Consider the following 25,686-nt stretch of genomic DNA (forward strand, 5'->3'; position numbering starts at 1 on the left):
CTGCACCATGACTATGAGTGCGATAACCCTGAATTCAGGGTATTCTTTTTTACTTATATTTTATAAATCTTTCACAAAATAATAACTCTATCTTCTGTTGCTGCGCTTATTAATCTGAGCATGAGCGGTCAGCCAGGCTCCCTCAAATAACACCTTATATTTTAAAAGGTTATATCAGAACAGGGGAGTCGGAATGGTAAGTGCCCGGCGCGGAACAGCGCCCTGTTAATATAAAAACAATTTCAGATTTACGCAGAAATGACGTTTATCTGTAACCAGAGAGTAGGGAGTGATCTCTATTGCCGATGGCTGATTCTGACCATCTACTGAATTATGGAGTTTTTTGTTACACCACAGGGGAAACATAATATGAAAGCCATAATCGTTGACGATCATCCTGTTGTCAGGCTGGCGGTAAAAATAGTCCTGGAGCGTAATGGTATTCAGGTCGTTGCGGAAACGGGCGAAGGCGCCGAAGCATTAAGCCTTGTAAAAAGCCATCAACCACAGCTGGTCATTCTGGATATCGGCATTCCTGTTATGGGGGGACTGGAAGTCATCAGCCGTTTAACCGCCATGCATCTCCCGATAAAAATCCTTGTTCTCTCTTCTCAGTCAGTAGAGCACTACGCGGCACGCTGTGCGCAGGCGGGCGCTGTCGGCTTTGTGGCGAAAAGCAAAGATCTCAGCGAACTGGAGGAAGCAATTGCGGCAGTACGTGCCGGACGCATCTATTTTCCGGCGGAAATCACCAGCATGATGTTTGGACGCGCGCCCGGCAGTCAGACAGAAGCGGGCCGACTGGCCAGACTTTCCGGTCGGGAGATGATAGTCCTGCAGCGTCTGGCCTCGGGCTGGGCGAACAAACAGATCGCAGACGATCTGCTGTTAAGCAATAAAACCATCAGCACGTACAAAACGCGCCTGCTGAAAAAGCTGAATGCCCACAATCTGGTGGAACTTATTGAACTGGCAAAAAGACACTCTATTGTGACCTGATATGCGGATATCCCCGACTATTTTCATGGCGCGAATTATGTGCCTGTGGCTCTGCCTGATCGGGCAATCAATGGGGCTGGCTGCCGACGCTTCTGTCTTAACCCGCCAGCCTCTTCCACAGATGGTGGCGCAACCTTCGGCAGATCCCCTCACTGAGCCGCTTCACTTTACGCCCGCAGAACAGGCCTGGATTAAACGTCATCCACAGGTGCGGGTTGCCATGAGCAGCTCTTATGTCCCGGTCTCCTTTATTGATAATAATGAAAATTTCCGTGGCATTGCTGCCGATCTGCTGACCCTTATTCGTCTGCGTACCGGTATCCATTTCATTGTGCAATGCGACGATAATCCGGAAAAAATGCATCAGATGCTGCTGGCGGGCGAGGTGGATATGATTGGCGCGCTGATGCCGGACAGCATTCAGGGGCTGGTTTATTCACAGCCATGGATCCGCAGTGACTATGTATTACTGACACCCTATTCCTTACAGGCTCCGCTCACGCTGACGGCGTTGCAGAATGCAAAAGTGGCGGCAGGAAAAAACAGCCCGGCCAATCGCAGGATTGCGGCACAGTATCCGCAAATTCAGCTGGTGGAAAAGAGCAGCCTCGCCGATGCGGTCAAACTGCTGGTTGCAGGTCAGGTACAGGGTGCCATTGCCCCCCGGATTAATGCCCGCTATCAGATGCAGCGCTATGAGCGAAAAACCTTGCGCATTGCCGGTACGCTGGATATTCCGCCTGCGACCCTGGCCTTTGCTGCTCTGCCACAGCAGCCGGAACTGATCGCCATCCTGAATAAAGTCTTGCGCAGCTTACCCGCAGAAGATTTTCAGCGGCTGGAGAACAGCTGGAATGCGCAGGAAATGGTCGCAGGGGAAAAAGTATGGCGTACCTGGCGCAGCCTGATTCTGCAGTTCTCGGTGCTTTCCCTGGCTATCGTGCTGGTATCGCTGGGCTGGGGGTTACGCTTGCGTCACCAGATCCGGCAGCGTGAACGGGCGCAGCAGGCGCTGAGCGAACATCTGGCATTTATGCACGCGATGATGGATGGCATGCCGGCACCGATTTATGTGCGCGATCTTACAGGTAAGCTGATCGCCTGTAACAGCCGTTATTTACAGGAGCTGGGGGTGGCGAAGGAGGAGGTGTTATACAAAGACATCAGCGCCGTGCCGCTTTGCGAATCGCTGCTACAGGCGATTCGTCAGGATGCTATGCAGGTGATGGAGAAAGGAAAAGCGCTGATGTGTGATCGGGTGTTAACGTATAAACACCTGCCGCAACAACGCACCGTATTTCACTGGATGGTGCCCTATTACAATCGCGAAGGGCGCATTGCCGGGGTTTACAGCGGCTGGCTGGATGTCACTGAGCGGCAGCAACTGCTTGAGCAGCTAAGCGAAGCGCGCGATCGCGCCGAAGCCGCCAGCCGGGCCAAATCCTCTTTTCTCTCTACCATGAGCCATGAGATCCGCACGCCGCTTAATGCAATTATTGGCATACTTGAACTGGCTATCAAAAACCAGCAGCGGGAAAAACAGCCGCTACAGCTGCTTGATGTTGCCTTTGATGCCGCCAACGGCCTGGTCGATCTGGTGGGGGATATTCTGGATATCGCACGTATTGAATCGGGCCATATGACGCTTCATACGCAACCCGCCGAACTGGTGGCGCTGACGCAATCCGTGATACGCATTTTTTCCGGCGTCGCGGCGCAAAAGGGCTTAACCCTCAGCCTTGATGTGACTGGCGGTCAGGAAAGAGGGGTAATGATCGATCCGCTGCGTTATAAGCAGATTGTGTCCAATCTTCTCAGTAACGCCATGAAATTTACGCCGCAGGGTGAGGTGCGCGTTACTTTACACCATGCGCTTACGGCTTCGAATGAAGCTGCGGTAACCCTGGTGATTAAGGACAGCGGCCCGGGCATGACCCGGGAAGAACTGACGCGCCTGTTTCAACCCTTCAGTCAGCTCGATTTTGCGCAGCAGACCGCACGTCAGGGCACCGGCCTCGGGCTGGTCATCTGCCGTACCCTGTGCGAAATGATGCAGGGGACGCTGCAGTTGAGCAGCGAGCCAGGGCAGGGCACCAGTGCCACTGTCTCATTGCGTCTGCCCTGCAGTGACGCCGTGGTGCCTTGCTCCGGCCAGCAACAGGTGGATGAGATGCCGCGTGGGGGCGGAATGAACATCCTGGTGGTCGATGATTATCAGCCGAATCGCTTGCTGATGCGACAACAATTACACTATCTGGGACATCAGGTCACCGAAGCCGGGGATGGCGATGCGGGGCTGGCAATCTGGCTGGCACAGCGCTGTTTCGACGCTGTGGTTATCGACAGCAATATGCCTGGCATGGATGGTTATACGCTGGCACGTCATATTCGCGAGCAGGAAAGCGCGCTGGGCCTTCCGCGCTGCCTGCTGCTGGGCTTTACGGCCAATGCGCAGCCGGAAGTGCAGGAGCGCTGTCTGGCTGCAGGCATGGATGGTTGCCTGTTTAAGCCGAGCACTCTGGGCAATCTGGCAAAATGGTTGAACAGTGCTGAAGCCTGTTCCCCGCTCCTGCCAGCTGTGCGGCCTGACGCAGGCGCACCCACCTCGCTGCTGCGCAATATCGAAACGCTCACGGGCGGCACGCCAGCAATCAACGCACAGCTGCTTGAGGGATTGCTGGAAAACACGCAAAAAGAGCGCGAGTTGCTGAGTCAACTCCAGCGCAATCATGATGTGGTGAGCCTGGCCGAGCTGGCGCATAAAATCAAAGGCGCAGCCAGAATGATCGACGCCAGCATGTTATTCCATAGCTGTGAGCAACTTGAAGCCAGATGCAACGCGAGCAACACGGCAGCGCAGCACCTGGAAGAAGCGACCGGGGTGCTGGCAGAAAGCCTGGTACAGTTTCACGCGCAAATCCGCGCGGCGTTGAATGAAAACCAGAAAAAATTAAGCGCCAGTTAATCAGAACAGGCTACTGGCCAGGCGGCGGGGGCGACCTTTCTGTCCGGCGCGAGCAGCAGGCGGGAATACGCCTGTTCTTTTGCTGGTGAAGAGGAGGGGTTTAAGAAAATTCCTACAACAAAGCGGGAAACGGCCGTCTGAGAAAACGTAATAAAATATATAAAATAACCAGCGACAAGCGCTGTCGGCTGACGTTTATTACGCCAGATTTAACGCGCGTTAATAAGTTGATACTGGTTAAAAGGTTTTTCCATGAGAATGAAATATACTTGCCCGCAAGTATTTCTGCACTGGCTTTCTGCTCTGGTGATTATATGGGCAACGCTCAGCGGCTTTTACGTGGCTTTATTTAAGGTGTCGCCACAAATAAAATCGCTGATCGGTTTTATTAACGTGTCAACGACCACGATTTTTATTCCTTTCTTTATTGCCAGGCTTTATTTTATGTTCAGGCATGGCAAGCCGGAAGAGAGTAAACCTAAAACCTTTTCTTTCTATATGGCACATTTTATTCATATCATGCTCTATCTGAGTATCGCCATGGTTCTGGTTAGCGGTGTGTTAATGATGGATCGCGACATTAATGTCTTTAATTTATTTTACATTCCTCAACCTCTCCATCAGGTTGCGCTGACCGCGCTGTTTCGTCAATATCATTCCTTCTGCTGTACAATGCTGGCATTTCTGGTTTTTATACATATTTCCGCTGTGTTTAAACATCATTTATCTGGCAATAAGATATTATCCAGAATGCGATTTTGACATCGGCAATAACAGCCTTAGCGTGAACCCCTGACGCTTTTTTAGTGCGCCATTTAATGAGCTAATAAATAAACGTCATGGTGCATATATATAAAAGATGATTTTTTGCAAGTAAAAGTGTCAGCGGTATTTATAATAGTTTTACGCAGCAATAAAATATGCAGCATATGGTCGCCAGTTACACTTTGATTACTCTTTTTAATTAAATAAAGTTAATCATTTCCTGCAACTGAGGCCAATAGCATGCGCCCTTCTACGTTAAGTTAATTTGGACAATAACAATGTCTGGATATAAATTTGGTGATTACTTTTTTAGTGAAAACAACCGATTGACCAAAAAAGGGCGCATGGTGAAAATCCCGCCAAAAGAAACCGGCGTGTTGCGATTATTACTTGAAAATGCTGGCGACGTTGTCACCAAGGAAACCATCATCAATAAAATCTGGCATGGCGGTATTGTGTCGGATGAATCTTTGACACGCTGCCTCTATATGTTACGTAAGCGCCTGGGCGAAAATGAACAGGTGAAATTCATCGAAACGGTTTACGGAAAGGGGTACTGCTTTATTTATCCGCTGCAAACTACCCTGAGTAATGAAAGCAGTCCGCATGAGAAGGGTAGCGATCCTTTGCGTGTTGCGCTGTTCCCCTTTGTTTTACATGACCGGGAACTGGCGTTAAAAATACACGATCAGTTGTGCGAAAAACTCTATATGGTAAATGAAAAAGGCATTAATATTATGCCATCATTTTTTACCCGCCATTGTGAGGATTACCAGAGCGTATTAGATTTGCTGGAGCGCACGCCTGGCGATTATTATATCGTTGGCACGCAATGTGCGCGGGAAGGACAATGCATTATCCGCCTGGAATTGATCGATTCTGTAAAACATATTTTACTGAAACGAGAGAGTGCCGTATTAACCGGGGTTTTTGATTCCGATTGTGAATCTCTTCGTCTGGCAATTATCAGATTGCTTATTTATATAAAGCCTGAGCTGAAAAACCTGCGCAGCCCGAAAAAGTTACCCTTTGACAGCCAGAATCTTTTTTCACTTAAAGTGAAAGAAGAACTGTTTAAGTAAACGCAGCAGAGTTATCAGCTTCCCGCGCCATTTCACCCTGATAGTAAAAATTCGCCTTCATAGAAGGCGGCTTTGATTGTACCCCATAGGGGTGCACTAAAAACCTTAAAAAGAAGTCTCTGCCTGTTCCGTAAGATTCAAATCCAGAGACGATAAGGCAGAGCCAAAAACTTATTGATGACCACGCCCGCAGGACGTGGTTTTAAGCTGGCAATAAAATACAGTCCACAACGGACTGTATTTTATCCTTTGAGTTTTCTCTGCCAGCATAAAAAGTTTAGTTTTTGCCACAGGCTGCCGGGCTGAGCCAGCTGCATCATAGCCAGACACTTTATCATCGTGAGGTCAGCAGCATTATCTGACCATCGCGCCAGCCAAGATAGCGGCCGGTTGGCTCAGACGCGCGTAACCAGAGCGCAAAAGGCGTGACCTCACCCCCGGGCAACAGGAAGATCTGCGGCTCGCTGTCTGCCGCTTCCGCGTCGCTGGCGGGCAGCGGCTGCGGCTGATTCGCCACCATCAGCTCCAGGGTGATCCCGGCAGGAAAACTGTGATGACCGAAGGCCACCGGACGCCAGACGTAGTCCGGCCAGTTCGGACTCTGGCCGCGCTGGTCCGGCGCACAGGTCTGTCTGACAAGGGTCCAGCCGTAGCGATCAAGCTGCACGGCGTACAGGGTGCCCTCCAGTACCGCCTGTTGCGCCGCCCAGCGCAGACTGCTCAGCAAGCGCTCCTCCTCCTGCGGAACGTTAACCGGATCGGCCCGGGTGACCATCATCAGCGTAGCGATCAGCCCCACCAGTACCAGCAACACTTCCAGCTGCGTCACACACTGACTGAACGGCTTATTTCCCATGTGCATGATTATCCAGCGTCCGGTTGTCGCTATCATCTTCGGTATCCGGCAGGCGAGCCGGGCCGGGGAAGAAAATATCCGGCGAGCCGTGTCGGTTTGATGCGACCAGGCGGTAGGGAGAACTCCGGGGATCGTCCGGCAGGCGGCGAAGATAACCATCGCTGTGATAACTGCGCGGCAGCGGTGCCATCTCCGGTTTTTCCACCCGCGTCTGCAATTCCTGCTCAGTGGCAGGATTGCGGCTGTTATCCAGACGGTAGAGCTCCAGCGCGTTTTCCGGCGGCACAATCTTGCGCACCGTTTTCTGGCGATCGGTGCGATCGTTATTCCTCATCAGGTCGGGTATGATCAGGCTGGTCAGCCCCGCCAGCATGACAACAATCATCATAATCTTCAGCAGAGTAAAGCCGTGCTGGCGTTGGGGGGCAACGGGTTTCTTCATAAAATCCTCAGGGGGTTAACCTGTCATTGAGTTGCAGAATGGGCTACAGGATGGCCAGAATCTTGAACAGCACTACGCTGGTTATGCTGCTCACTCGCAAGGGTTCAAACAGCGCCAGGACTACAGCGATCTGGCTGGCGAAGGCATCCTTTACCCGTTTCCTTAGCGCCGGGAAAAGCGGGCGCGTAGCAGCTGCGCCGGAGCCGCCACGGTTTTATTTCTCTTCTCCGGAATGAAAAGCTGAACGGAACAGGCGACGTCCCTGGTACATCAGCCGTAGCCAGAGTGAGTCGTCCGCCTGGCGGCCCGGCGGTTGTTCATGCTCTTGCGCCGGTCCCAGGGTTTTGAGCATCTCTTCATTCAGCAGCAAACCGTAATTAGGCAGGGTAATAATCAACTGAGCGGGCAGATCATGGCGTTGTAACAGCGCGCGGGTCTGAAACAGAAGCTGGTGATAATTATTATCTGTAACGCGCTGATGATTCTCATACCAGACCACATTGATAATCTGGCGTTTGCGATTGACGCCGGTCAGTAAACAGTAAAAGAGGCGTTTTTGCGCCTGACTTAAAGAAACAGTTTGTTTTGTCGCGTGAAAGTAAATTTTATTTGCGTTGCAATGGAGCGTTAACCTGTCCAGATACGGAATCACGTGAGATGTCGATTGCTGAATACACTGCTCCGCACAAAACATAATAAATTTCCTCTGTTTTACCTGCGGGTTATCAGGCTATTTTCCGGATGGCGGCGCGAGTATAGCCTCTACCCGGTACGGCAAGGAGACAGGCTTTTCCCTCTTTGTTGTAGGAAGTTTCTTAAAGCATTTGTCCTCTGTTGATAAAACAATGGCGGGAAACGACTAAATAAAGCTTTTCTTTTAATGGTTTAACGCCATTTCACTGCGCATGGATCATACTGTCAGCCCGCTGCGAACCCGTCATTTTTCCGTCATGTTTCTTTTTACCGGATTGCTTAAATTGCTCACCATTGTCCAGAGGCGAACATCGCATGGGTTTACTGTTTAGACTTGCGCGAGCAATTATGAATATAAAAAATGAATAATGAGACTCTTCTTCACGCTTCCTCTGCTACTCTCGTCGTACGTTTATTAAATGGCGTACTGCGCGGGTGTGAATATACCTTAAATGCACCCACGTTATTTGTTTTCTCAGCGGACAATGACATTGTCTTACAGCAGCAGAGTAGCGTCCTGCCTGATAACGTGATTTATATTCCTGGGGCGGGTGACAATAATAATTTTGAACTTATCCCGCCAGCAGATAATCGTGATTCTGTTCTGATCCGCGAACTGAGCGAGTCAGAGGCGGTGGAGAAAACAGTGGCTTTGCAACAGGTGACAGAAGTGGGAAACCTCGTCTTCGCCATACGCCATCACGATACCTGTTGGGATAAAAGCGTACTGGACTATCAGGTCATGGAAATGCCAGCCAGACCGCTCAGGCTACGCAAAAACGGCTACTTCTGGCCGCTGATGTTATCGGCTCTGCTTGTCGCCAGCGCCGCTGCCGGAGGCTGGTATTTCCTGAACAGTCCGCAGCGGCAGGTTAATGAAATTTCTGCGCTGATGGGGAAGGGCGCGGGCGATTATTTTATTGCTCCCGGCCGGGATAAAATCACCTATGTGGTGGTTTCCGGACAAGAGGCCCTGAACTGGACGCGCCAGACATTCATTAAATTTCCGCCGCCAGGCAAGGTAAAAGTGGTTAACAGCGCTGAGGAAGCAGACAGAATCGCACAATGGTTAACACAGCACTGGCAGGCGGTGAAATTCCATCGGGTTGACTTTTCCCGTCCGTATCGCCCTGTGTTGTGGTTAAGCCAGGAGCGGGGGCAGTTAACGGCGCAGGAGGAGGCCACGTTGCGCGCTGCGTTACTGGAACAACTTCCCTGGGCAAAAAATATTGTTTTTTCCACCGTCAAAGACAGACAGGTGGCGGCGGATGCCGAAAGCGGCTTAAGTAAAATCGCACAATATTTTAATAAAAGCAGTGAAAAAGACAGTGTGACCTATCTTATTCACGGCGAACTGAATGATGCTGAACTGGAGGGATTAAAGAAATTTGTGACGGCATTTTATCAGCGCTGGGGTAACAATTATGTCAGTTTCGCCATTGAGCTGCAGGACAATCCGCTGAAAGACAAGTCGTTTAAATATGGCGACAAAGGATACATTAAACTCAAACCAGGTCACTGGTTTTTTGCCCAACCTCTTTATAAGGAAAATGTAAAAAATGGCTGATAATAATACTAAACCCGTAGAACCAGTGCTTCCTAACCTGAGTTTTGATGCATTTCTGTCGCGCATTTCAGTGGGTTTTGATATTGGCGTTGCAGATTTAAATGACAAAATGAGAAAAGCCCTGGACCTTATGCAGAACGATCCCTCTAACCCGACTCTGCTGGCCAATTATCAGGCGGCATTGTCGGCGTATACTCTTTACCGTAACGCGCAATCGAACACGGTAAAAGTTTATAAAGATGTGGACGCTGCGATTATTTCCAACTTCCGCTAAAATATTATGCAGTAAGCGGGCTGACGGCTCGCTTACTCTCTGAAACAGAGAAAAGAGATATGGAATTATCACGTTCATTTGCTGTTTCCTTATTGAATACCACAGATAATGAATTTTCCTCAGGGGAAACGGAAACCCTGGATGCCCGCATGTTACAGGCGCTGGCAAAAAGCACTGTCGTCACGGGCATGGAAAAAGAGGCGGTGATGGAAGCAATACAGTATCCCTCTGTAACCTCCGACCCGGAGAAATTATTTAAAATCCAGCTGGCGACTTCCGATTATAATATTAAAGTTTCGCTTATTTCGACCTTAACGCGTAAAGCCACTTCCGCTGTTGAAACCTTACTGCGTGCCTGAACATGAAACGGTTGAAACTTATTTTCCCCTTAATGCTGTTTCTCCTCGTCGGCTGCCGTCAGCAGGAGCTATTAACAGAGCTCAATCAGACGCAGGCCAATGAAATAATGGCCCTGTTGCAGCGTAATAATATTGATGCCAGCAAACAGGATGCCGGAAAAACTGGCTATCGCATTCTGGTAGCAAAAGAGGATTTTCCTGCCGCGGTTGATCTTATGAATAGCTGGTCTTTGCCATCAAAGCCACGGGTAGAGATCGCCCAGATGTTTCCGGCTGATTCGCTGGTGAGTTCACCGGTGGCGGAAAAAGCACGTCTCTACTCAGCGATTGAGCAGCGACTGGAACAATCGCTGAAAACGCTGGATGACGTGATTTCTGCCAGCGTGCACGTCAGCTATGACCTGAATCAGATTGAGGGCAACGGCAAGGTCAGCGCGCCGCATCTCTCCGCCCTGGTGAAATATCAGCCGGGCAAAAAAGCGGAGTCACTGCTGATCGGCAACATCAAACGTTTCCTGAAGAACAGTTTTCATGACGTTGCTTATGAGGATATTTCCGTGGTGCTGACGCCCGCAGAAGAGATTCACCCGCTGCCTGCGCAGCAGATACAGCGTTCCGGGTCACTTTCCGCTCTGTTACTGCTGCTGATTTCACTGCTGAGTGCGGCGGCGCTGGGCACCTGGTTCTGGCTGAAGCGACGGAAGGCGGAACAATGAAGATCGCACCGCTTGATCGGATCCTGTTTGATCCGGTGGCCTGGATCCATCCGCAGCAGATTACGATCCCGGCGATGTTCCGCCAGGGACGCTGCCGCAGCGTGATCAATGAGGTGTTGCGAAGCAAGTTTCAGCTTCCTGAGCCGAAAGCGGTGCCACAGGAGCAGGGCTTAACGCGTTTTTTTATTCGGCACTGGCCCCATTTGGCGCAGGCGGCTTTTTTACTCTGCTGTCAGCGCTACCGTGCAACGCTGATGCGTCAGGGCTTGTATGGTCGTTTGCCTGCAACAGTGCGCCAGTTTATGACGCTGGATCTGCTGCCTTCCTGCAGCCTGTTGCAGGAAGCGATCATAGGGCGCGAGGAGCTGAGCGCACGCATGACGTATGAACTTTCAGGCTTTGAACAGCAGATTGCCGCGCCATTACGCCCCTGTTTAGCGCTGCTCTTCCCGGCGCAAAAATCCCTGCAACGGGACGCCCGATCCGTCCCGGCTGTAGATCTGTTAACTCTGAAACTGGCTATCCAGCATGCACAACGAAATGCATCATCCTTTACTGTCTGAGGCAGAAGAAGGGGTCCTGATTAGCCGGGCTGCATGCCATCAGCACCGACGGGCAGAAGCCCTGATAACAAACGCCCGGCAGCAGGCGAAGAAAATCATTGCGCACGCAGAGCGTGAAGCTGACCAGTTGCGCGCTGCAGGCTGGCGTCAGGGGTTCAGCGCTGGTTTCCTCAGCGCGGCGGAGCGCCTGGCGGAAGCGGGAACGCGTAATGAGGCGCTGCGGCAAAGGCTGCAGCGCGAATTGCAAAACGAGCTGATGGCGTTGCTGACAAAGGTATTGTACGACGCCGCCATTCTGCCTCAGCTGCTCTCTGGCTGGACGCAGCAACTTCCCGGCGAGGAAGAGGATCAGACACTGATCTTATTGCTGCCTGAAGCCTGGCGACAAGAGGTTGGTCGTATGGCGGCTGCGTTGAGTGCAGCCAGTAAGCGCCCGTTACGTTATGAATATCATGCTGAAATGCGCTGCGTCATGAAGTATCGCGACAGCCTGGCCGAGTTCGCCCCGGAAGAGATCGCGCAGGAATACTGTGAAACGCTGCTGCAGCGTAAAGCGTTGTCGGCTGCCAGCCAGCAACTCACCGCTGACTATCTGTCACAACTGAAAGAGGCGCTGACCCAGCGCCTGGACAGGTTATGTCCGTTACCTGATACCCCATTAGCCGAAGAAGGAAACTCCAGTGATTAATGCTATTTCAACGGCAGCGGCAAAAGCAGCCGAAGCCAGTGCACAAAGCAGTCAAACAAATGATGCCACTGTCGGGCTGGCAGACAGAGTGCAGAAGACGAAAACAAGCGATATCGGTAACTGGTATACCCAAATCGTTTTTCATGACTATTTAAAAGGATTGATATTGTCGGACGGCATTGATACCGATAATCAACCGGAATGGTAACCCTTATTGTTATGTTAAGCAGAACCTTCGCGGTTATTACCCTCGGCACCGCGCTTTTACTGACCGCTGGCTGTACGACGCAGCCGTTTTCCGCCATTGCGGCGTCAAAGACGGCAGCTTGTCGTAGCGCGGATGCCACTCTCTCGCCCGCACTGATTTATGACATGATGAACGCCTGTGTGCGTCAGCAAAATTATGATCGCGCCGTTACGCTGTATGCCCAGGCGGGCAGCTACAGTTGGTACGATGCGGCACAGGCAGACAGTGACGCTGCACGTCAACAACATCAGGCGCTGCTGCGTGACGCGCTGGACAAGCTGAATGAGAGGCAGCGGGAAAGGCTCTGGCAGCAGCTGGGAGAGAGGTTGCAAGAGGCACCTGCGCGGGCTCAGGTCTGTCGTCAGGTGACGGCGCTCGGGCCTCCGCGCTACCCGGCTGATTTTATGCCCCGAGGTAAAGCGCGCACTGCGGATGCGCGGCTCTGGCAGCGTGCCGTAAATCACTATCTGCACTGCGCATCATAAATCTACCATCAGATCACACTCAGCGTGATCTGATAACCACATGATTTCCTCTCCATACGCCCGCTTAAGTAGGCCGAAAAATTTAATCTCATCTGAGGCGTAACCAAAATTTGCGCTTATTCAGCGAGGGAATCTGATTTTTTTCTTTGCGTCAGATTATCATCCGATAATTATGTAATCATAAAGTTACTCATTATTAAGGATAACATCACGGCAGGGAATGCCTTTATTTCAGGTAGTAGCTCAGGATTGTCATTATTTTTACCGCGCAGGCGCGGTTTATTTCTCAGGCATCAGCCAGCTTCTTTTCCATCTGCCGCATGTCAGCCTGAATAAGGTATTCCGGGAATTTAAATGCGTCTTTTAAAAAATAAATGCCCGGGAAGAAAATGATTAAATATTATCGTGCAATGACCTGGCTACAGGTGATACTGCAGGCCAGTATTCCTCTTCTGACGACGGTAACGCCGGTAGCAAAGGCCAGCCTGCATATAGAAGAAGAGCTGGCGATGCGCAAAAAAGTCTACACCCTGGCGCAAGGGGAAAATGTCAGTACGGTTGCCCAACGTGAGTCGCTGACGCCTGATCAACTCTGGTTGCTGAATCACTATCTCTTCCCGTCTCGGGAGAGTTTTGAACACGCCGGGGCGGGCGACGTCATCTCTCTTCCTTATTCCGGGCAGGATACGCAGTCCGTGCGTAGCGAACGAAAAAATAATAACCCTGAGCAGACACGCTACGCCAGCCTGGCTTCCCGGAGCGGGGCCCGGCTTGCCGCAAAGCGGCCCGGTGAAGCGTTGAGCCTGATGCTGGTGAAGGTTGCCAGTTACGATTACCAGTGCTTCAGAACGCAACTGGCAATTACGCCGCAGCGGCTGCCTGCGGATGGCCAGAGTGAGGCGGTGATCCAGTGGCGTATTAACACTCTTTACGATCGACCGGTACGCGGTCTGGCGAAAAAACTCAAGCTCATCCTGCGCACCGTCAGCCGTTCCGGCCAGCTGGCGGGAACGCTTACCACCGTTGAAGAGCCTGAACCCGGGGATTTCAGGCGGTGTTCACCTGCTTAACCCGTCCAGGCATGCTGACCTTATCTACCCGGCTGGAGGGCTCAGACTCTCCCTTTGCCTCCGCGGGCAACCCGCTCCCCAACCTCAGCGTCAACTGGTCAACAGATAAAGCGGATGTCTTACCGTTCTCCTCCCCGTCAGGCAAGGGGCGGGTGACGGCGCAGGCGGGTCAGTCGTGGCTGACAACCGGGGAGATTACTGTGAGAAACCTTACGCCAAAACAGATCTGGAGCAATCTGTTAGTCCACTCGCGTATTGAAACCCGGGCCGGCAGCAGGCCAGACGATGCCTGCCAGAAGACACATCAGGGGCTCCCGGCAAGATAATTACGCGGTGGCGACGGGCGACAGAATATGAAGATCCTATCAGGTAATCCACCCGCCTTACTATCTTGAGGTGAGAGCGAGCGTCGTGCCAGGACGCTCGCTCTGTCCTGACAAATAACAATAACGCCGTCAGGCGCAGGCGGCTTTTTCCTGTCGCGAGTCAGGCGGACGCTTGACCTGTCTGCTCTTCAGCATGGCTTGCCGCTGCGCATGTTGCCAGCGTAGCCCATCAATCACCTTACATTAGGGCGCAATAATAATTTCCATCTCCGCGTGATATTTTAATAAGAAAAAAGAAAGGAAGTAATAAGGCGCAATAAGCCGATCACAGCGGTGTTAAAAAGCCTTTTTCCTGCAAGTAAGTTAACTTGTAATTGCTATTTTAATAAATAGCGAATGATAGTTTTTTGAATTAATGCTTTATTCGCTGCGGGCTGCCCTTATTCATGTCCCTTGTCTTTAGGATATCTGTTTAATGGCAGCGGCCGCGCTATTTACCTGCTTTATTTAAGGAGGTTAATTTGCCTGACGCCATCAACACGCTCGCGCCTTATAACCATCCGGTTATCTGTGATGACGATATCTATTATGACTGTATCGATTTCCTGCCGGAAAGCGGGGAAACAGCTGCTGCGCCCGCGCTGTCGCAACAGTGTAAAGATGCATTGCTGGAAGCGGTGAAGATGATTTCCTTTGCCGAAGCACAGGTTGCCAGTCTGGCGACCCTGGATGCGCTGCTGAAAAAGCTGGGGCTTGCTCTTCCGCTTCATCAATTAAATGTGATCCTGGCCGCCCGGCAGGCTTACCGACAAGGGCTGGATATCAGCCATGCGTTCTCTCTGGCTTTGCCAGCATTATCCTGGTTACAACCAGAAATTATTCAGGATTTTGCCCTGACGATAAAAAATAAAATGGAAGAGTGGCTGGGAGAGAGCTGCGCCTGTTATCTGCAGCAGACACAGTATGGCGATCGGGCCGGAGCCGTCAGTTTTTTTCTGGCCATTCTCTTTTTAGCCATGCATTACGGGGCCAGCGCAGCAACGGAGAATCAGGCGGAAACGCGTTTAATAAAAGGCACACGCTGGTTTTTATCGCTGTTTTATAACGTGCGCCATATATGGTCGCTGATTGCTGGTCTGGCAGAGACGAAGCAGACGGCAAGCCGCATCGATGATGAGGGAAATATTGCGCTGAGTTCGCAGGAAAAAAGCGTGCAAAAGCAGGAAAAAGCAGCGCGCAAGCAGGCTGTTATTGCAGGTTCGCTTAATCAGCAACAGGCAGAGGCAGCCTTTACCCATCATCAACCACCCGTGATGGCGACGCCGCCTGTTCAGCATGCGGAAAGCGCTCAGGCGGTGCAGCCGGAGGGCTCCCGGTTCTCCGCCCCGGTAACATGGCTGGACAATCTCTGGCGTAATCACCTGACGTTGCCGGGCGTCTCTGCGGGTGTCATCAGCGGCAATCCTTCCACACCGGATCTGTCGCAATTTTTGCAGCTGGCAACCGACGCTGCCACGGTATCAGGGGAAAGCGTCATGCGGGCGACAGAAGCAACAACCCTCAGCGATATCCGTTTTAATCTGAGCGCCATCACCACTTTCCAGCACTATTATCAGCAGCAGTGGCCCGATATGATTTCGTATGCCGCAACGCTACTGCAACAGGCAGTCAAAGAGACCTTTGACGTTGAGCTTGATCCTGAAAACACCTGGCTGCATGCGTTCCTTTTAGGCAGCAATGCAGACACGCTGACCGGATTTGAGCATGTCGGCAAGCCAGCCTGGTCGAGAAAAGTAGTTACTCTTGTAATAACAGGGTTTCTGCCAGAAGAATATGAAAATGAAATCGGATTAAAAGGTCTGTATGGGGTCTATAAGCAAAGCGCTGACCAGGCGTCGCATTTCGGCAAAAATAATGAAGCCGGGATTACCCCAGCCCAGCTGATGGACGTCATCAGTAGCCTGAATTTTTATCAACGCTATACCGAAAAGCTGGAGGAATTCTGGAAAACCCCCAAAGTGCAGGAGCTGGAAAATATCATTAATTTTATCCTGCAGGCGGCCCACCATTTTCATCAGGTCACGCCAGAAGATCAGGCGGTATTTTTTAAAGGGTGGGGATTAGCGCAGAATAAACAGCCAGAAGTCAGCCGCCACCTGTTACGGTTCAAAGAGTATTATGCAACGGAAATTATTATTTTCCGTCATCCCGATTCGCCAAAGATTTATCTCTATGATCCGCGGGGCGATAGCCCGTTTATGATTTTCCCCGGCGAGTTCGAGATGAAATCCTGGTTTATTAACCGCTGCGCGGGTGAGGAGGAGCGGCAGAAAATCGCGCGTGCTTTCTCCGTTTACGATCGGCGCTGGGGTCTGGAGGAGGGGTTAGAGAAAGTCGGTGATCCTCAGGCCGATCCTAATGATTTTCTTGATGATTTTAGCTTCACTAAACAGCCAGTACAGGGTGATCTGGCAGAGGCCATGGCTAAACGGCAAAAAGAGCGTGCCTGGTCTGATGCAGAAAATATTATCAAGAAAAAAAGCGCGATCATTGTGGAACGTCTGGAACTCTGGTTACAGGCCTGTAATAAGGTGATTTTTAACCCGCTAACGCCCGTTATTGAACTGGGGATTGAAATAAGCAAAATCATCGACGCGGACAGTTGGCAGGCGCGTAAAGCTGCGGCAACCAGGGTAGCTACCAACGCGACGCTGCTTTTGCTCACAGGAGCGGTTGGCTTTATTGAAAAGTATCTGGTCGAAAATACCGGTAATGGTCCCAACTTATTGATAGTGTTTTATGTTCAGATAATGCCCGATGACTTTATCATGCAGCTCCACCGATTTTGAGAACGACAGCGACTTCCTTCCCAGCCTTGCCAGATGCTGCCTCAGATTCAGGTTATGCCGCTCAATTCGCTGCGTATATCGCTTGCTGATTACGTGCAGCTTTCCCTTCAGGCGGGATTCATACAGCGGCCAGCCATCCGTCATCCATATCACCACGTCAAAGGGTGACAGCAGGCTCATAAGACGCCCCAGCGTCGCCATAGTGCGTTCACCGAATACGTGCGCAACAACCGTCTTCCGGAGCCTGTCATACGCGTAAAACAGCCAGCGCTGGCGCGATTTAGCCCCGACGTAGCCCCACTGTTCGTCCATTTCCGCGCAGACGATGACGTCACTGCCCGGCTGTATGCGCGAGGTTACCGACTGCGGCCTGAGTTTTTTAAGTGACGTAAAATCGTGTTGAGGCCAACGCCCATAATGCGGGCGGTTGCCCGGCATCCAACGCCATTCATGGCCATATCAATGATTTTCTGGTGCGTACCGGGTTGAGAGGCTGTGTATGTGAACTGTAACTGCCATGTTTTACGGCAGTGAGAGCAGAGATAGCGCTGATGTCCGGCAGTACTTTTACCGTTACGCACCACCCCGTCTGTAGCTGAACAGGAGGGACAGCTGATAGAAACAGAAGCCACTGGAGCACCTCAAAAACACCATCATACACTAAATCAGTAAGTTGGCAGCATCACCGAAAATACCATAGAGCCGGAGTTACTTGCAGATATTAATATTTCTGAATCAATCGCTTATGAACGAGATCTGTTGATTGACGATTACCGGCAGGTTTCGCTGGCACAAATAATGGGTTTAAAGCGGCTTCCGCCGGAGCTAAATATTCATAATCAGCCACTGGCATTTTCCGAGACGCTTAAGCATAAAATCAGGCTGGTTAATATTAAACCTGCAGCGCTGGAAACCGAGCTGTTGGGGCCCCCGGAAGAGAACGGATTGTGTCGGGGTTTAACCCCGGAGACAAAAGATAAAAAATATGTTTTGGTTGACAATAAACCTTACGAAGTTAGCTACAACAAGGAGAAGAAAGAGTACAATTTTGCCGGGAATCATGTTGAACGTCTTTCCTTTATTATAGATAAAAAGAACAAGCTGGCGGTGGAAAAAGTCAGATTAAACTACAAAGTTCAGGAGGGCGAACTGCTGAATACCCACTGCCGGACCAAACGTTCACCAGCCTCCGCCTGTAAGCTATGGGTGGATATTAACGCGCGGGAAGCGCTTGAAAAGAATAGCGATAAAGCGATACCTGCCGAAGAGGTAGAAAATAAACTGGATACGTACGATATCAGTAAGTCGCTTTACAAGAACAAAGATAACGGCAGACTCTATTTTAAATACAAAAACAAGTTCTTTCGGGCAAAAATATCCCTGACAGAAGAGAATCTGGAGAAAATTACGCTCAAGTTAAAAAAAGAGACGCTGGTTAATAAAATCCTGCGTAGAATTGAGAAAAATTACCTTGATCTCTACGTTATAGAACGCGCAGGGGGTAATAAAAAAACGCTGACGCTGGAAGAGGATATACCCCGGGTCAGAGGCGGGCACAGTCTTGAAGGTTATGAGCTTTATAAAAATTATGCCGGACGCTCATTTCCTTTAACGGCAGAGGAGTACGAAGCGCTGGAAGAATATGGCAAAACCAGCAGTAATACCATCAAATCGGTAATGGCGGAGATGCGGTTAAGGGGAGCAGCGAGCAGTCAGGATGCGCAGTCCGTATTGAAAACTGTAGATTTTATAAAAAGCGCTATCAATAAGATTCCCCCTTATCAGGGAAGCGTCTACCACGGCGGTTCTATAAAAACAAAACTGCTTGATGAACTGCGGATCGGCGATTTTGTGACAAATGCGGCCTTTATCTCAACGTCAGCCGATCAAAAGGTTGCGGCGGGTTTTATTCCTTACGGTCGTTATGTCAGTCCCGGTTGTGAAGGGATTATGCTGAAACTTGAAATAAAAGATGCCGGCCATCCCATCATGTTTTACACCTTTAAGCCGAATGAATATGAAGTATTGATTAACGATGGTACTATTTTTCGTGTCACGGAGTTACCGGGAGAGATAAAAAGAATTACGTTGCAGGAAGTGGATCCACAAAGCGTGCCTGAAGGCAGCAAAGTGTATTACCTGGACGACCAATGGGCCAGCAGGCAGAAAGAGCCGGGCTTTTATTATCACAAAGGAGAAAATTAAGCTCTGTCACTACGTATTAAAACTATATAAAAGTAAAGCTTTATTGCACAAAGTTAATCGCTTTCTGAAAGTAAGCCAGAGACGACCTGCTAAGGTAGGGGAGTCATGAACAACAGGTTAAAATAATTTTAATTATTATAACGTTGTTGTACTCAGCGGGTTGTTTTCTTCATTAAACAACCCGCCGGGAAAGGCTTATTGATTTCAAGCATTATTTTCCTGCCTGATAGCGATGATTGTGAGGCTTTATTCTATGTTCAATAATACCATAAACCATCCTTATCATGCTTATATATCACCGGGTCAGGAACATCAGCCCTGGCAGAATGATGCAAAGGATTTCGCAGAAAAAGTGGCCAGGGCAGCAAGTTGTCCGGGAAGGCATAAAGGCAACAGAGAAAAAATGGATCTGGCCTGGGCTTGTCTCAATGTGATCGCCGGAGTGACTAACAGCCTGCAACAGGTGTTGACCTGTCTGCCCTGCGGTACTGAAATGTCCGCTCTGGCCCCTGGCAGGGTATTACCCGAACATATTTTTGCCGTACATGATACGGTTCCATCAGCCAGTCAGGCTGATAATGATGAGCTCTCCCTTTTTAAAACGCTTCAGGCAGGGATAACGACCTTCTGGCGTGACCCGTTGCTGTTCCCGGTGGCCGCAGCTGAACAGGCCAGCGAAAACGAAATTATCAGTAATGAGATTCCGCTTTACCCTCAGCCCGCCCGTCCCTCCGCCACCGAAAAAATTCCTTCTGTTCTGCCTGTTACGCGCCCGGTACTTAAGCTGCAGCCCAATATTACGGCGATTAAAGACTTCCAGGAATATTATCAACAACGACATCCCGCTCATCCGTTGACGCTGGCGAAAGCAGCCATTGAAACCGTGATGGCAGAAAAATTTAACCTGACTCTGGATGCCAGCCATGTCTGGCTGCACTCTTTTCCCCTGGGGGAAGGGGATCCGCGTACCATTACCGGTTTTGCGCATAATGTGAAACCGGAACGCTCCGAGCGGCTGGATGAACTGGTGTTGAAAAACTTTAACCGGCAGCAGTGGGAAAATGAATTCAGCATGGGTTTGCTGAATGCCCTTTATAACCAGAGCGCGACAGAAACTTCACATTTTGGTGTGCATAATGAAGTCAGAATCACGCTGCAACAGCTCATGGATGCGATTTGGGAAATCGACTTTTCTCAGGTGTATCGCACCAAGCTGGATGAATTCTGGAGCAAACCCAGGTTACAGGAGATGGAGAACCTGGTGTTTTATATTGTTAATGCCGCCAGGCATTTTCATAATCTGCAGCCGGAGGATCAGGAAATATTTCATCAGGGCTGGGGATTACGTGAAGATAAAACGTCACGGGTAAAACGCTACCTGTTTGATATCGGCGGCTACGCCGCAACGGATATTGTCATTTTGCGCCGCACTGATTCACCGAAAGTCTATATTTTCGAACCCCGGCTGGAAAATCCGTTCAGGGTCTTTCACAGCGAGTTTGATATGCAAAGCTGGTTCATCAACCGTTGCGCGGATGCGGCCGAACGGCAGAAAATCGCGCTCGCCTTTCCGGTAGCGGCACGCATCAAGGGGTTCGTTAAGTGGGGCGTGGACCAGTATTTACAGGCGATGGGCGATACGCAAAAGGATCCGAACGCCTACCTGCAATATATCGCCACCGATCGCCGGCCGCTGCAGGGATCGCTGGCGATCCAGCTGGCAGACAGGCAGAAAGAGCGCGATTATGCCGATCTTCCCTATGAAATCACCTCACACGCGGCCATCCGTACCGCACGCTGGGCCAGTTATTTCGACGTCATCAATATGATCTTCCCCAACCCGGCGACGCTACTCGTTTCGTGGGGGATGGCGCTGGATCAAATGCTGAACGGGGCAAGCTGGCAGGCACGTAAACAAGGTGCCGGTAAGTTTTTCACTTATACCGCTTTCCTGTTCACGGCTGCACTGGATGGCGTGGCAGGCCGGGCGCTGGATATGGGGGAAGAATGGATGACGGCCAGCGCCGAAGGGGAAGGCGGTCTGGCTGGCGTGATCAGAGCGGAAGCCGGGGATTTAGAGAGTGATTATACGCAGCTGTTGCTGGCGCATAAACTGGGCGTGGAGGCGCTGCCGCCGGAGCTGAATGTGCATAACCGCCCCTTGCGCGTCTATCCGGCAGTAGAAAATAGCGTGAAGGAGAGAGGAATTATCCCGGCGCCGGTGGAATTTGAACAGCTCGGCCCGCCCGAAGAAAATGGCTTACTCAGCGGCTTGCGTGCCGGGGATAACGATAAAAAATATGTGCAAATAAAAAATCAGTTTTATGAGGTTTTTTACGATAGCGAGGCGGACGAATATTATTTAGGCGATAAAAACGCTGAGCGGTTGCCGCTGTTTATTGATGAAGAACATAAAGTGGCGTTTGAAAAACCCTTCTCCGCACGTGAGATACAAAATTTACCTTCGCTGTGTCGCACCAGACGCGCGCCGGGAACTTCTGCCGGTGTGACCTGTAGCGTACAGATAAGTGCAAAAGCCAGACAGGCCCTGGATGACAATATCGCCAGCGCTATTCCGGCAGAGGAAATTGACAATAAGCTGGAGGTGTTTAATGACCGAAGGGCGTTGTTCAGGAAAAAAGGCACAGAAGAGATTTATTTCAAATATGCTGACCACTATTTCCCGACGAAAATTACTAACCCTCAGGGCTATATCGCTAATCTGAGCCTGAAGATTAAGGCAAAAACCCCCTGGAAAAAGCTGCTGGGTAAAAGCTCAAAGCTGGATTTATGGCTGGTACCCGACCGGCAGAGCCGCTCAGGAATGACGCTGGCGATGAAAGATGAAGTGAAAGAAATTATGCTGAATCTGAAACGAGGAGGGCTCCCGATTGTTGAAACCTATATCGAACAGGAACAGACCTTAAGCCGGGAAGAGATCAGTGCAATTACGCAATATGTTAACAGCAGCAGTAATGCTATCAGGGAGTTTTGCGTTAAGAAAAAACTGTCGGGCCCGGAAGTCTATAGTGTGAAGTGGCTACAGCGGGAAGCAGAGTATGCACTGCAGTTTATCCGCAGTGGTTTAAAAAAGATCAAGCCGCATACAGGAAAGGTTTTTCATGGCGGTTCGCTGAAAGAAGCGCTGCTGAATAAACTGCAGGTGGGTGATTATGTCAGCAATGCCGCCTTTTTATCCGCCTCGGAAGATAAAAGCGCCGCTTTGCTCCACCAGCCGGTGGTCAGCCAGCTCTATGCCGGGACAAAGCAAATCTTGTTAGAGATAGAGGGTCAGTCGCGCGGGCACTCAGTAATGAAATACTCCAGTAAACAGTATGAGCAGGAAGTGTTATTTGAAGATAATACGGTGTTTCGGGTAAAAGCGCTGGATAAAGAAAATCACCGGCTGGTGCTGGAGGAGGTGCCGGTAGAAAAAGTGCCGACGAATAAAAAGATTTACTATCTGGATGACTGGCTGCTGATGGAGAAAGATTCAGAGCAACTGCATACCTATCGACCGGCGAGCAACAATTAAACCCTTTTCTGGTGGGTCTTATCGTCTGAACGGTGGCGCAGCGCTACATCCTGTTTCTGCAGGCGGAAAAGCAAAAACCCCCGCCGAGGCGAGGGTTTGAAAGAAGTGGTGCCCGGACTCGGAATCGAACCAAGGACACGGGGATTTTCAATCCCCTGCTCTACCGACTGAGCTATCCGGGCAACGGGGCGCATTAAACCGTAAAGGCATCCGGTCGTCAACGGCTTTAATGAAAAAACCCTGCAAAACGTGACTGATCGCCTGAATTTCAGCCAAAAGCGATAAAAAGGTTCAGGTTAACGCGCCGTTCTGGCGGCAAAGCGCAATATTCAGTACATCTTCCGCCAGGCGTCGTGCTGTCGCCACATCCTGCACGTTGCGCTTTACCAGCAGTTTGCTCAGACAGCCTTCCAGGATCAGTTCCATCTGATCCGCCACCAGCGAGGGATTATCCAGCGCCAGCGCCACTAAAAGTTCATGGGTGAATTGCCAGGAGGCCTTTTTCTGCTGCTCCGCCAGCTGATGCAGCGGCTGCTCCGGCAACGGATAGAAACTACAGGCAGCAATAAATAAACAGCCAGGGAAGCGTCCCTTGTTTACCTGCTCGCTTAAAACGTGGTAGCGCGCCAGCAGCTTCTGTTCGTGGCTTAAGGCGGTGTCGAGCGCAATCTGCCGCCGCCAGGTATCGATTTGCTGGCCGTGATAGTGCAGGGCGTCATACAGCAGCGCCTCGCGATCGGGCCAGTAACGCTGTAACTGCGCGGCGTCTAAACCTGTTTCTGCGGCAAGCTGATCAAGCGATGCGGCCGCAAGGCCATGCCGTTCAAGCACATTCAACGCATGCTCGAGTATTTGTTCACGTTGCAAGTGACTCTCCTCTGATATGCGAGACCGGGCAGCAGCACGCTCCCCGGGAATAATCCAGCCTCCAGTGTCGTTTACTGGCCGAATTTCTGCAAATGCTTGAGAAAAGCTGCCGCATCCAGAAAACCGGTGATGCGGGAGCCGGGGATCTCGTTACCCTGTGCATCAAAGAAGAGCAGGGTGGGCAGGCCAAGCACCTGCAGATGCTGCAATAATGCATTATCCTGCGCGCTGTTTGCCGTCACGTCAGCCTGCAGCAATTGTAGCTGGCTCAGCGCCTGGCTGACGCCCGGATCGCTGAAGGTGTACTTCGCAAACTCTTTACAGGCCACACACCAGTCGGCATAGAGATCAACCAGGGTGATCCTGCCTTGCGCCTGCTGCAATGCGGCATCCAGCTGTGCGGCCGAGCTAATCGACCTGAACGGCAGCGGCGCGGCCGCTTGCGGCGTATTGTCGGTGCCAAAGGCCCAGTCCTGCAGAGGGCGGGCGCTGATCAACGCCGCAACCAGCATCAGCATCTGTATCAGCCGCCATTTTCCACCTGGTGCACGCAGGCTGAGGGTAAATGCCCAGGCAAAAAACGCCACGCCCAGCAGGCTCCAGAGGCGTAAACCCCAGAGCTCCCCCAGCACACGCTCCAGCAGAAACACCGGCAGCGCCAGAATAACGAAGCCAAAACCTTCTTTCACACTCTGCATCCAGGGGCCGCTTTTGGGCAGCAGCCGGTTACCAAACAGGGTGACTGCGATCAGCGGCAGGCCCATACCGAGCGCATAGAGATAAAGCGTACCGGCCCCCGCCAGCAGATTACCGCTCTGGGCGATATAGAGCAAAATAGCACTGAGCGGCGCGGTGGTGCAGGGCGAGCAGATCAGTCCCGCCAGCGCCCCCATCAGAAAGACGCCCGGCAGCGAGCCGCCCTGCTGACGGTTGCTCCACAGGGTCAGGCGCGTTTGCAGGCTGGCAGGCAGTTGCAGGCTGAAGAGACCAAACATCGACAGCGCCAGCAGCACAAACAGCAGCGACAGGCCGAGCAGCACATAAGGATGCTGCAGCGCCGCCTGAAAGCGTAGCCCGGCAGCGGCCACTACCAGACCCAGCAGCGTATAGGTCAGCGCCATGCCCTGCACATACACCAGCGCCAGGGCGAACAGGCGAGCCAGAGAATAGTTACGCGAGCCGCCGAGAATAATGCCGGAAATCAGCGGATACATCGGTAACACGCAGGGGGTAAAGGCGACGCCGATGCCGATCAGGAGCGCCCAGAGTGGTGAAAAGGGTAGTGCACTGGCGGACGCAGGCGACGCCAGTGGCGAGGCTGCCGCCGGTGGCGCGCTGCTGGCCGCTACGGGGCTTAACGGCACGCTGCGGGTTTCTGGTGGGTAGCAGAAGCCCGCGGCAGCACAGCCCTGATAGGTTACCTGCAGGGTGGACCCGGGTCCGGCAGCGCGCAACTGCACAGGTAGCGTGAGATCCTGCGGATAAATCTCGCTTTTGCCATAGAACTCATCTTCATGCGGCTGGCCGGGCGGCAGCGTGAGCGGTGCGATTTGCGCCTGCTGCGGCGTGATGCGCAGCTGCTGGCGGTAGAGGTAATAGCCCGGTTTGATACGCCAGCTGAGGGTCAGCTGGTTGCCCTGCTGGGCAAAGTCAAAAGCGAAAGCCTGGTTAACCGGCACAAAACCCTTATTGCTGTTGGTGGAAAAAATTCCCGCCTGCGCCTGCAGGCCAACAAACAGCGTGATAAAAACAATAATCAGGCGAGAGATGCGTGCAGCCATGACAAATAATCACTGTCTCCAGATTGAACCGGCAGCACCAGCAGCTCCGGCACGTCGTAAGGATGAGCGGCTTTTAACAGGTCAAGAAGCGCTTGTTGATGGAACTGGTCGCATTTCAGCAGCATCTGGATCTCACTGGCCTGTTCGCGCTTCCCTTCCCAGAGATAAAACGAGGTGGCACCCGGCAGCAGCGTAACGCAGGCGGCCAGCCGGGCGTCCAGCGCCTGGGTAGCCAGCGCCTCGGCGGTGGCGTGATCCGGCGCCGTGCAGAGCACAATCACCGCTTGTGAGGTATGCATCTTCTCTCTCCTCTGCATAAAGGGCTGATGATAACACGCCCTGAGGCTGACAA

23 protein-coding genes and 1 tRNA gene are annotated in these 25,686 nt (G+C 51.5%); 16 read left to right on the forward strand and 8 right to left on the reverse strand.

Annotated elements, in window-relative coordinates; translation table 11 throughout:
- The first annotated feature begins 369 nt into the window (after positions 1-369).
- From E0E17_RS08870 to E0E17_RS08885, 4 genes are all read left to right on the forward strand, one after another.
- On the forward strand, positions 370-999 hold the full coding sequence (locus E0E17_RS08870) for a response regulator transcription factor (RefSeq protein ID WP_130833504.1): 630 nt from the start codon (positions 370-372) through the stop codon (positions 997-999).
- A 25-nt stretch (positions 1,000-1,024) separates the two neighbouring features.
- Complete coding sequence (locus tag E0E17_RS08875; protein ID WP_165446218.1) at positions 1,025-3,964, forward strand: ATP-binding protein; 2,940 nt, start codon at positions 1,025-1,027, stop codon at positions 3,962-3,964.
- Between the two features lie 252 nt (positions 3,965-4,216).
- Complete coding sequence (locus tag E0E17_RS08880) at positions 4,217-4,726, forward strand: cytochrome b (RefSeq protein ID WP_130833508.1); 510 nt, start codon at positions 4,217-4,219, stop codon at positions 4,724-4,726.
- Between the two features lie 281 nt (positions 4,727-5,007).
- Entirely contained in the window at positions 5,008-5,811 is an 804-nt protein-coding gene (locus E0E17_RS08885; protein WP_130833510.1) for a winged helix-turn-helix domain-containing protein, read from the forward strand.
- Between the two features lie 334 nt (positions 5,812-6,145).
- Here E0E17_RS08885 and E0E17_RS08890 read toward each other — a convergent pair whose 3' ends face one another.
- From E0E17_RS08890 to E0E17_RS08900, 3 genes are all read right to left on the reverse strand, one after another.
- Positions 6,146-6,703, reverse strand: coding sequence for a GspH/FimT family pseudopilin (locus E0E17_RS08890; RefSeq protein ID WP_130833512.1), 558 nt, complete (start codon positions 6,701-6,703; stop codon positions 6,146-6,148).
- A complete protein-coding gene (gspG, locus tag E0E17_RS08895) occupies positions 6,657-7,109 on the reverse strand; it encodes a type II secretion system major pseudopilin GspG (protein WP_130833514.1) in 453 nt (150 codons plus the stop codon). The genes E0E17_RS08890 and gspG overlap by 47 nt, the downstream gene beginning before the upstream one ends.
- Before the next feature lie 214 nt (positions 7,110-7,323).
- Entirely contained in the window at positions 7,324-7,803 is a 480-nt protein-coding gene (locus E0E17_RS08900) for a winged helix-turn-helix domain-containing protein (RefSeq protein WP_130833516.1), read from the reverse strand.
- A gap of 360 nt (positions 7,804-8,163) precedes the next feature.
- Between E0E17_RS08900 and E0E17_RS08905 the strand changes: the two genes are divergently transcribed.
- The 10 genes from E0E17_RS08905 (at position 8,164) to E0E17_RS08950 (ending at position 16,946) form a co-directional block, all read left to right on the forward strand.
- Complete coding sequence (locus E0E17_RS08905) at positions 8,164-9,369, forward strand: PrgH/EprH family type III secretion apparatus protein (protein WP_130833518.1); 1,206 nt, start codon at positions 8,164-8,166, stop codon at positions 9,367-9,369.
- On the forward strand, positions 9,362-9,643 hold the full coding sequence (locus E0E17_RS08910; protein ID WP_130833521.1) for a type III secretion system needle complex protein: 282 nt from the start codon (positions 9,362-9,364) through the stop codon (positions 9,641-9,643). The genes E0E17_RS08905 and E0E17_RS08910 overlap by 8 nt, the downstream gene beginning before the upstream one ends.
- 59 nt (positions 9,644-9,702) lie before the next feature.
- On the forward strand, positions 9,703-10,002 hold the full coding sequence (sctI, locus tag E0E17_RS08915; protein WP_272940792.1) for a type III secretion system inner rod subunit SctI: 300 nt from the start codon (positions 9,703-9,705) through the stop codon (positions 10,000-10,002).
- Positions 10,003-10,004: 2 nt separating this feature from the next.
- Complete coding sequence (sctJ, locus tag E0E17_RS08920; protein WP_130833525.1) at positions 10,005-10,718, forward strand: type III secretion system inner membrane ring lipoprotein SctJ; 714 nt, start codon at positions 10,005-10,007, stop codon at positions 10,716-10,718.
- A complete protein-coding gene (locus E0E17_RS08925; protein WP_130833527.1) occupies positions 10,715-11,281 on the forward strand; it encodes an OrgA/MxiK family T3SS sorting platform protein in 567 nt (188 codons plus the stop codon). The genes sctJ and E0E17_RS08925 overlap by 4 nt, the downstream gene beginning before the upstream one ends.
- Entirely contained in the window at positions 11,247-11,969 is a 723-nt protein-coding gene (locus E0E17_RS08930) for an HrpE/YscL family type III secretion apparatus protein (RefSeq protein WP_130833529.1), read from the forward strand. The genes E0E17_RS08925 and E0E17_RS08930 overlap by 35 nt, the downstream gene beginning before the upstream one ends.
- Complete coding sequence (locus E0E17_RS08935; protein WP_130833531.1) at positions 11,962-12,177, forward strand: hypothetical protein; 216 nt, start codon at positions 11,962-11,964, stop codon at positions 12,175-12,177. The genes E0E17_RS08930 and E0E17_RS08935 overlap by 8 nt, the downstream gene beginning before the upstream one ends.
- Positions 12,178-12,188: 11 nt before the next feature.
- Positions 12,189-12,701, forward strand: a complete 513-nt coding sequence (locus E0E17_RS08940) for a hypothetical protein (RefSeq protein ID WP_130833533.1) — start codon at positions 12,189-12,191, stop codon at positions 12,699-12,701.
- Between the two features lie 389 nt (positions 12,702-13,090).
- Complete coding sequence (locus E0E17_RS08945) at positions 13,091-13,771, forward strand: hypothetical protein (protein ID WP_130833535.1); 681 nt, start codon at positions 13,091-13,093, stop codon at positions 13,769-13,771.
- A gap of 847 nt (positions 13,772-14,618) precedes the next feature.
- Positions 14,619-16,946 (forward strand): dermonecrotic toxin domain-containing protein, encoded by a 2,328-nt coding sequence (locus E0E17_RS08950; protein ID WP_130833537.1) that lies wholly within the window; start codon positions 14,619-14,621, stop codon positions 16,944-16,946.
- Here the strand turns inward: E0E17_RS08950 and E0E17_RS20605 are convergent.
- Positions 16,881-17,578 (reverse strand): IS1-like element IS1A family transposase gene (locus E0E17_RS20605; protein WP_103215986.1). Its coding sequence is split into 2 segments (ribosomal slippage): positions 16,881-17,329 and positions 17,329-17,578, totalling 699 coding nucleotides; the frame shifts between segments, so codons are not numbered across the junction. The two genes, E0E17_RS08950 and E0E17_RS20605, sit on opposite strands and share 66 nt — an antisense overlap.
- 127 nt (positions 17,579-17,705) lie before the next feature.
- On the opposite strand from E0E17_RS20605, the gene E0E17_RS08960 reads away from it, so the two are divergent.
- Together E0E17_RS08960 and E0E17_RS08965 are read left to right on the forward strand one after the other, a co-directional pair.
- Entirely contained in the window at positions 17,706-19,151 is a 1,446-nt protein-coding gene (locus E0E17_RS08960) for an ADP-ribosyltransferase (RefSeq protein WP_130833541.1), read from the forward strand.
- Positions 19,152-19,554: 403 nt separating this feature from the next.
- Positions 19,555-22,686, forward strand: a complete 3,132-nt coding sequence (locus E0E17_RS08965) for a dermonecrotic toxin domain-containing protein (protein ID WP_130833543.1) — start codon at positions 19,555-19,557, stop codon at positions 22,684-22,686.
- Positions 22,687-22,792: 106 nt separating this feature from the next.
- Here the strand turns inward: E0E17_RS08965 and E0E17_RS08970 are convergent.
- The 4 genes from E0E17_RS08970 to cutA form a co-directional block, all read right to left on the reverse strand.
- A tRNA-Phe gene (locus E0E17_RS08970) sits at positions 22,793-22,868 on the reverse strand.
- A gap of 109 nt (positions 22,869-22,977) precedes the next feature.
- Complete coding sequence (gene dicD / locus E0E17_RS08975; protein WP_130833545.1) at positions 22,978-23,553, reverse strand: division control transcriptional repressor DicD; 576 nt, start codon at positions 23,551-23,553, stop codon at positions 22,978-22,980.
- Positions 23,554-23,624: 71 nt separating this feature from the next.
- Positions 23,625-25,334: a protein-disulfide reductase DsbD gene (locus E0E17_RS08980; protein ID WP_130833547.1), complete on the reverse strand. Its 1,710-nt coding sequence runs from the start codon at positions 25,332-25,334 to the stop codon at positions 23,625-23,627.
- Positions 25,310-25,633: a divalent cation tolerance protein CutA gene (gene cutA / locus E0E17_RS08985; RefSeq protein ID WP_130833549.1), complete on the reverse strand. Its 324-nt coding sequence runs from the start codon at positions 25,631-25,633 to the stop codon at positions 25,310-25,312. The genes E0E17_RS08980 and cutA overlap by 25 nt, the downstream gene beginning before the upstream one ends.
- Positions 25,634-25,686: the final 53 nt, after the last annotated feature.

This window comes from [Erwinia] mediterraneensis, from assembly GCF_900604315.1.
Classification (GTDB): domain Bacteria; phylum Pseudomonadota; class Gammaproteobacteria; order Enterobacterales; family Enterobacteriaceae; genus Pantoea; species Pantoea mediterraneensis_A.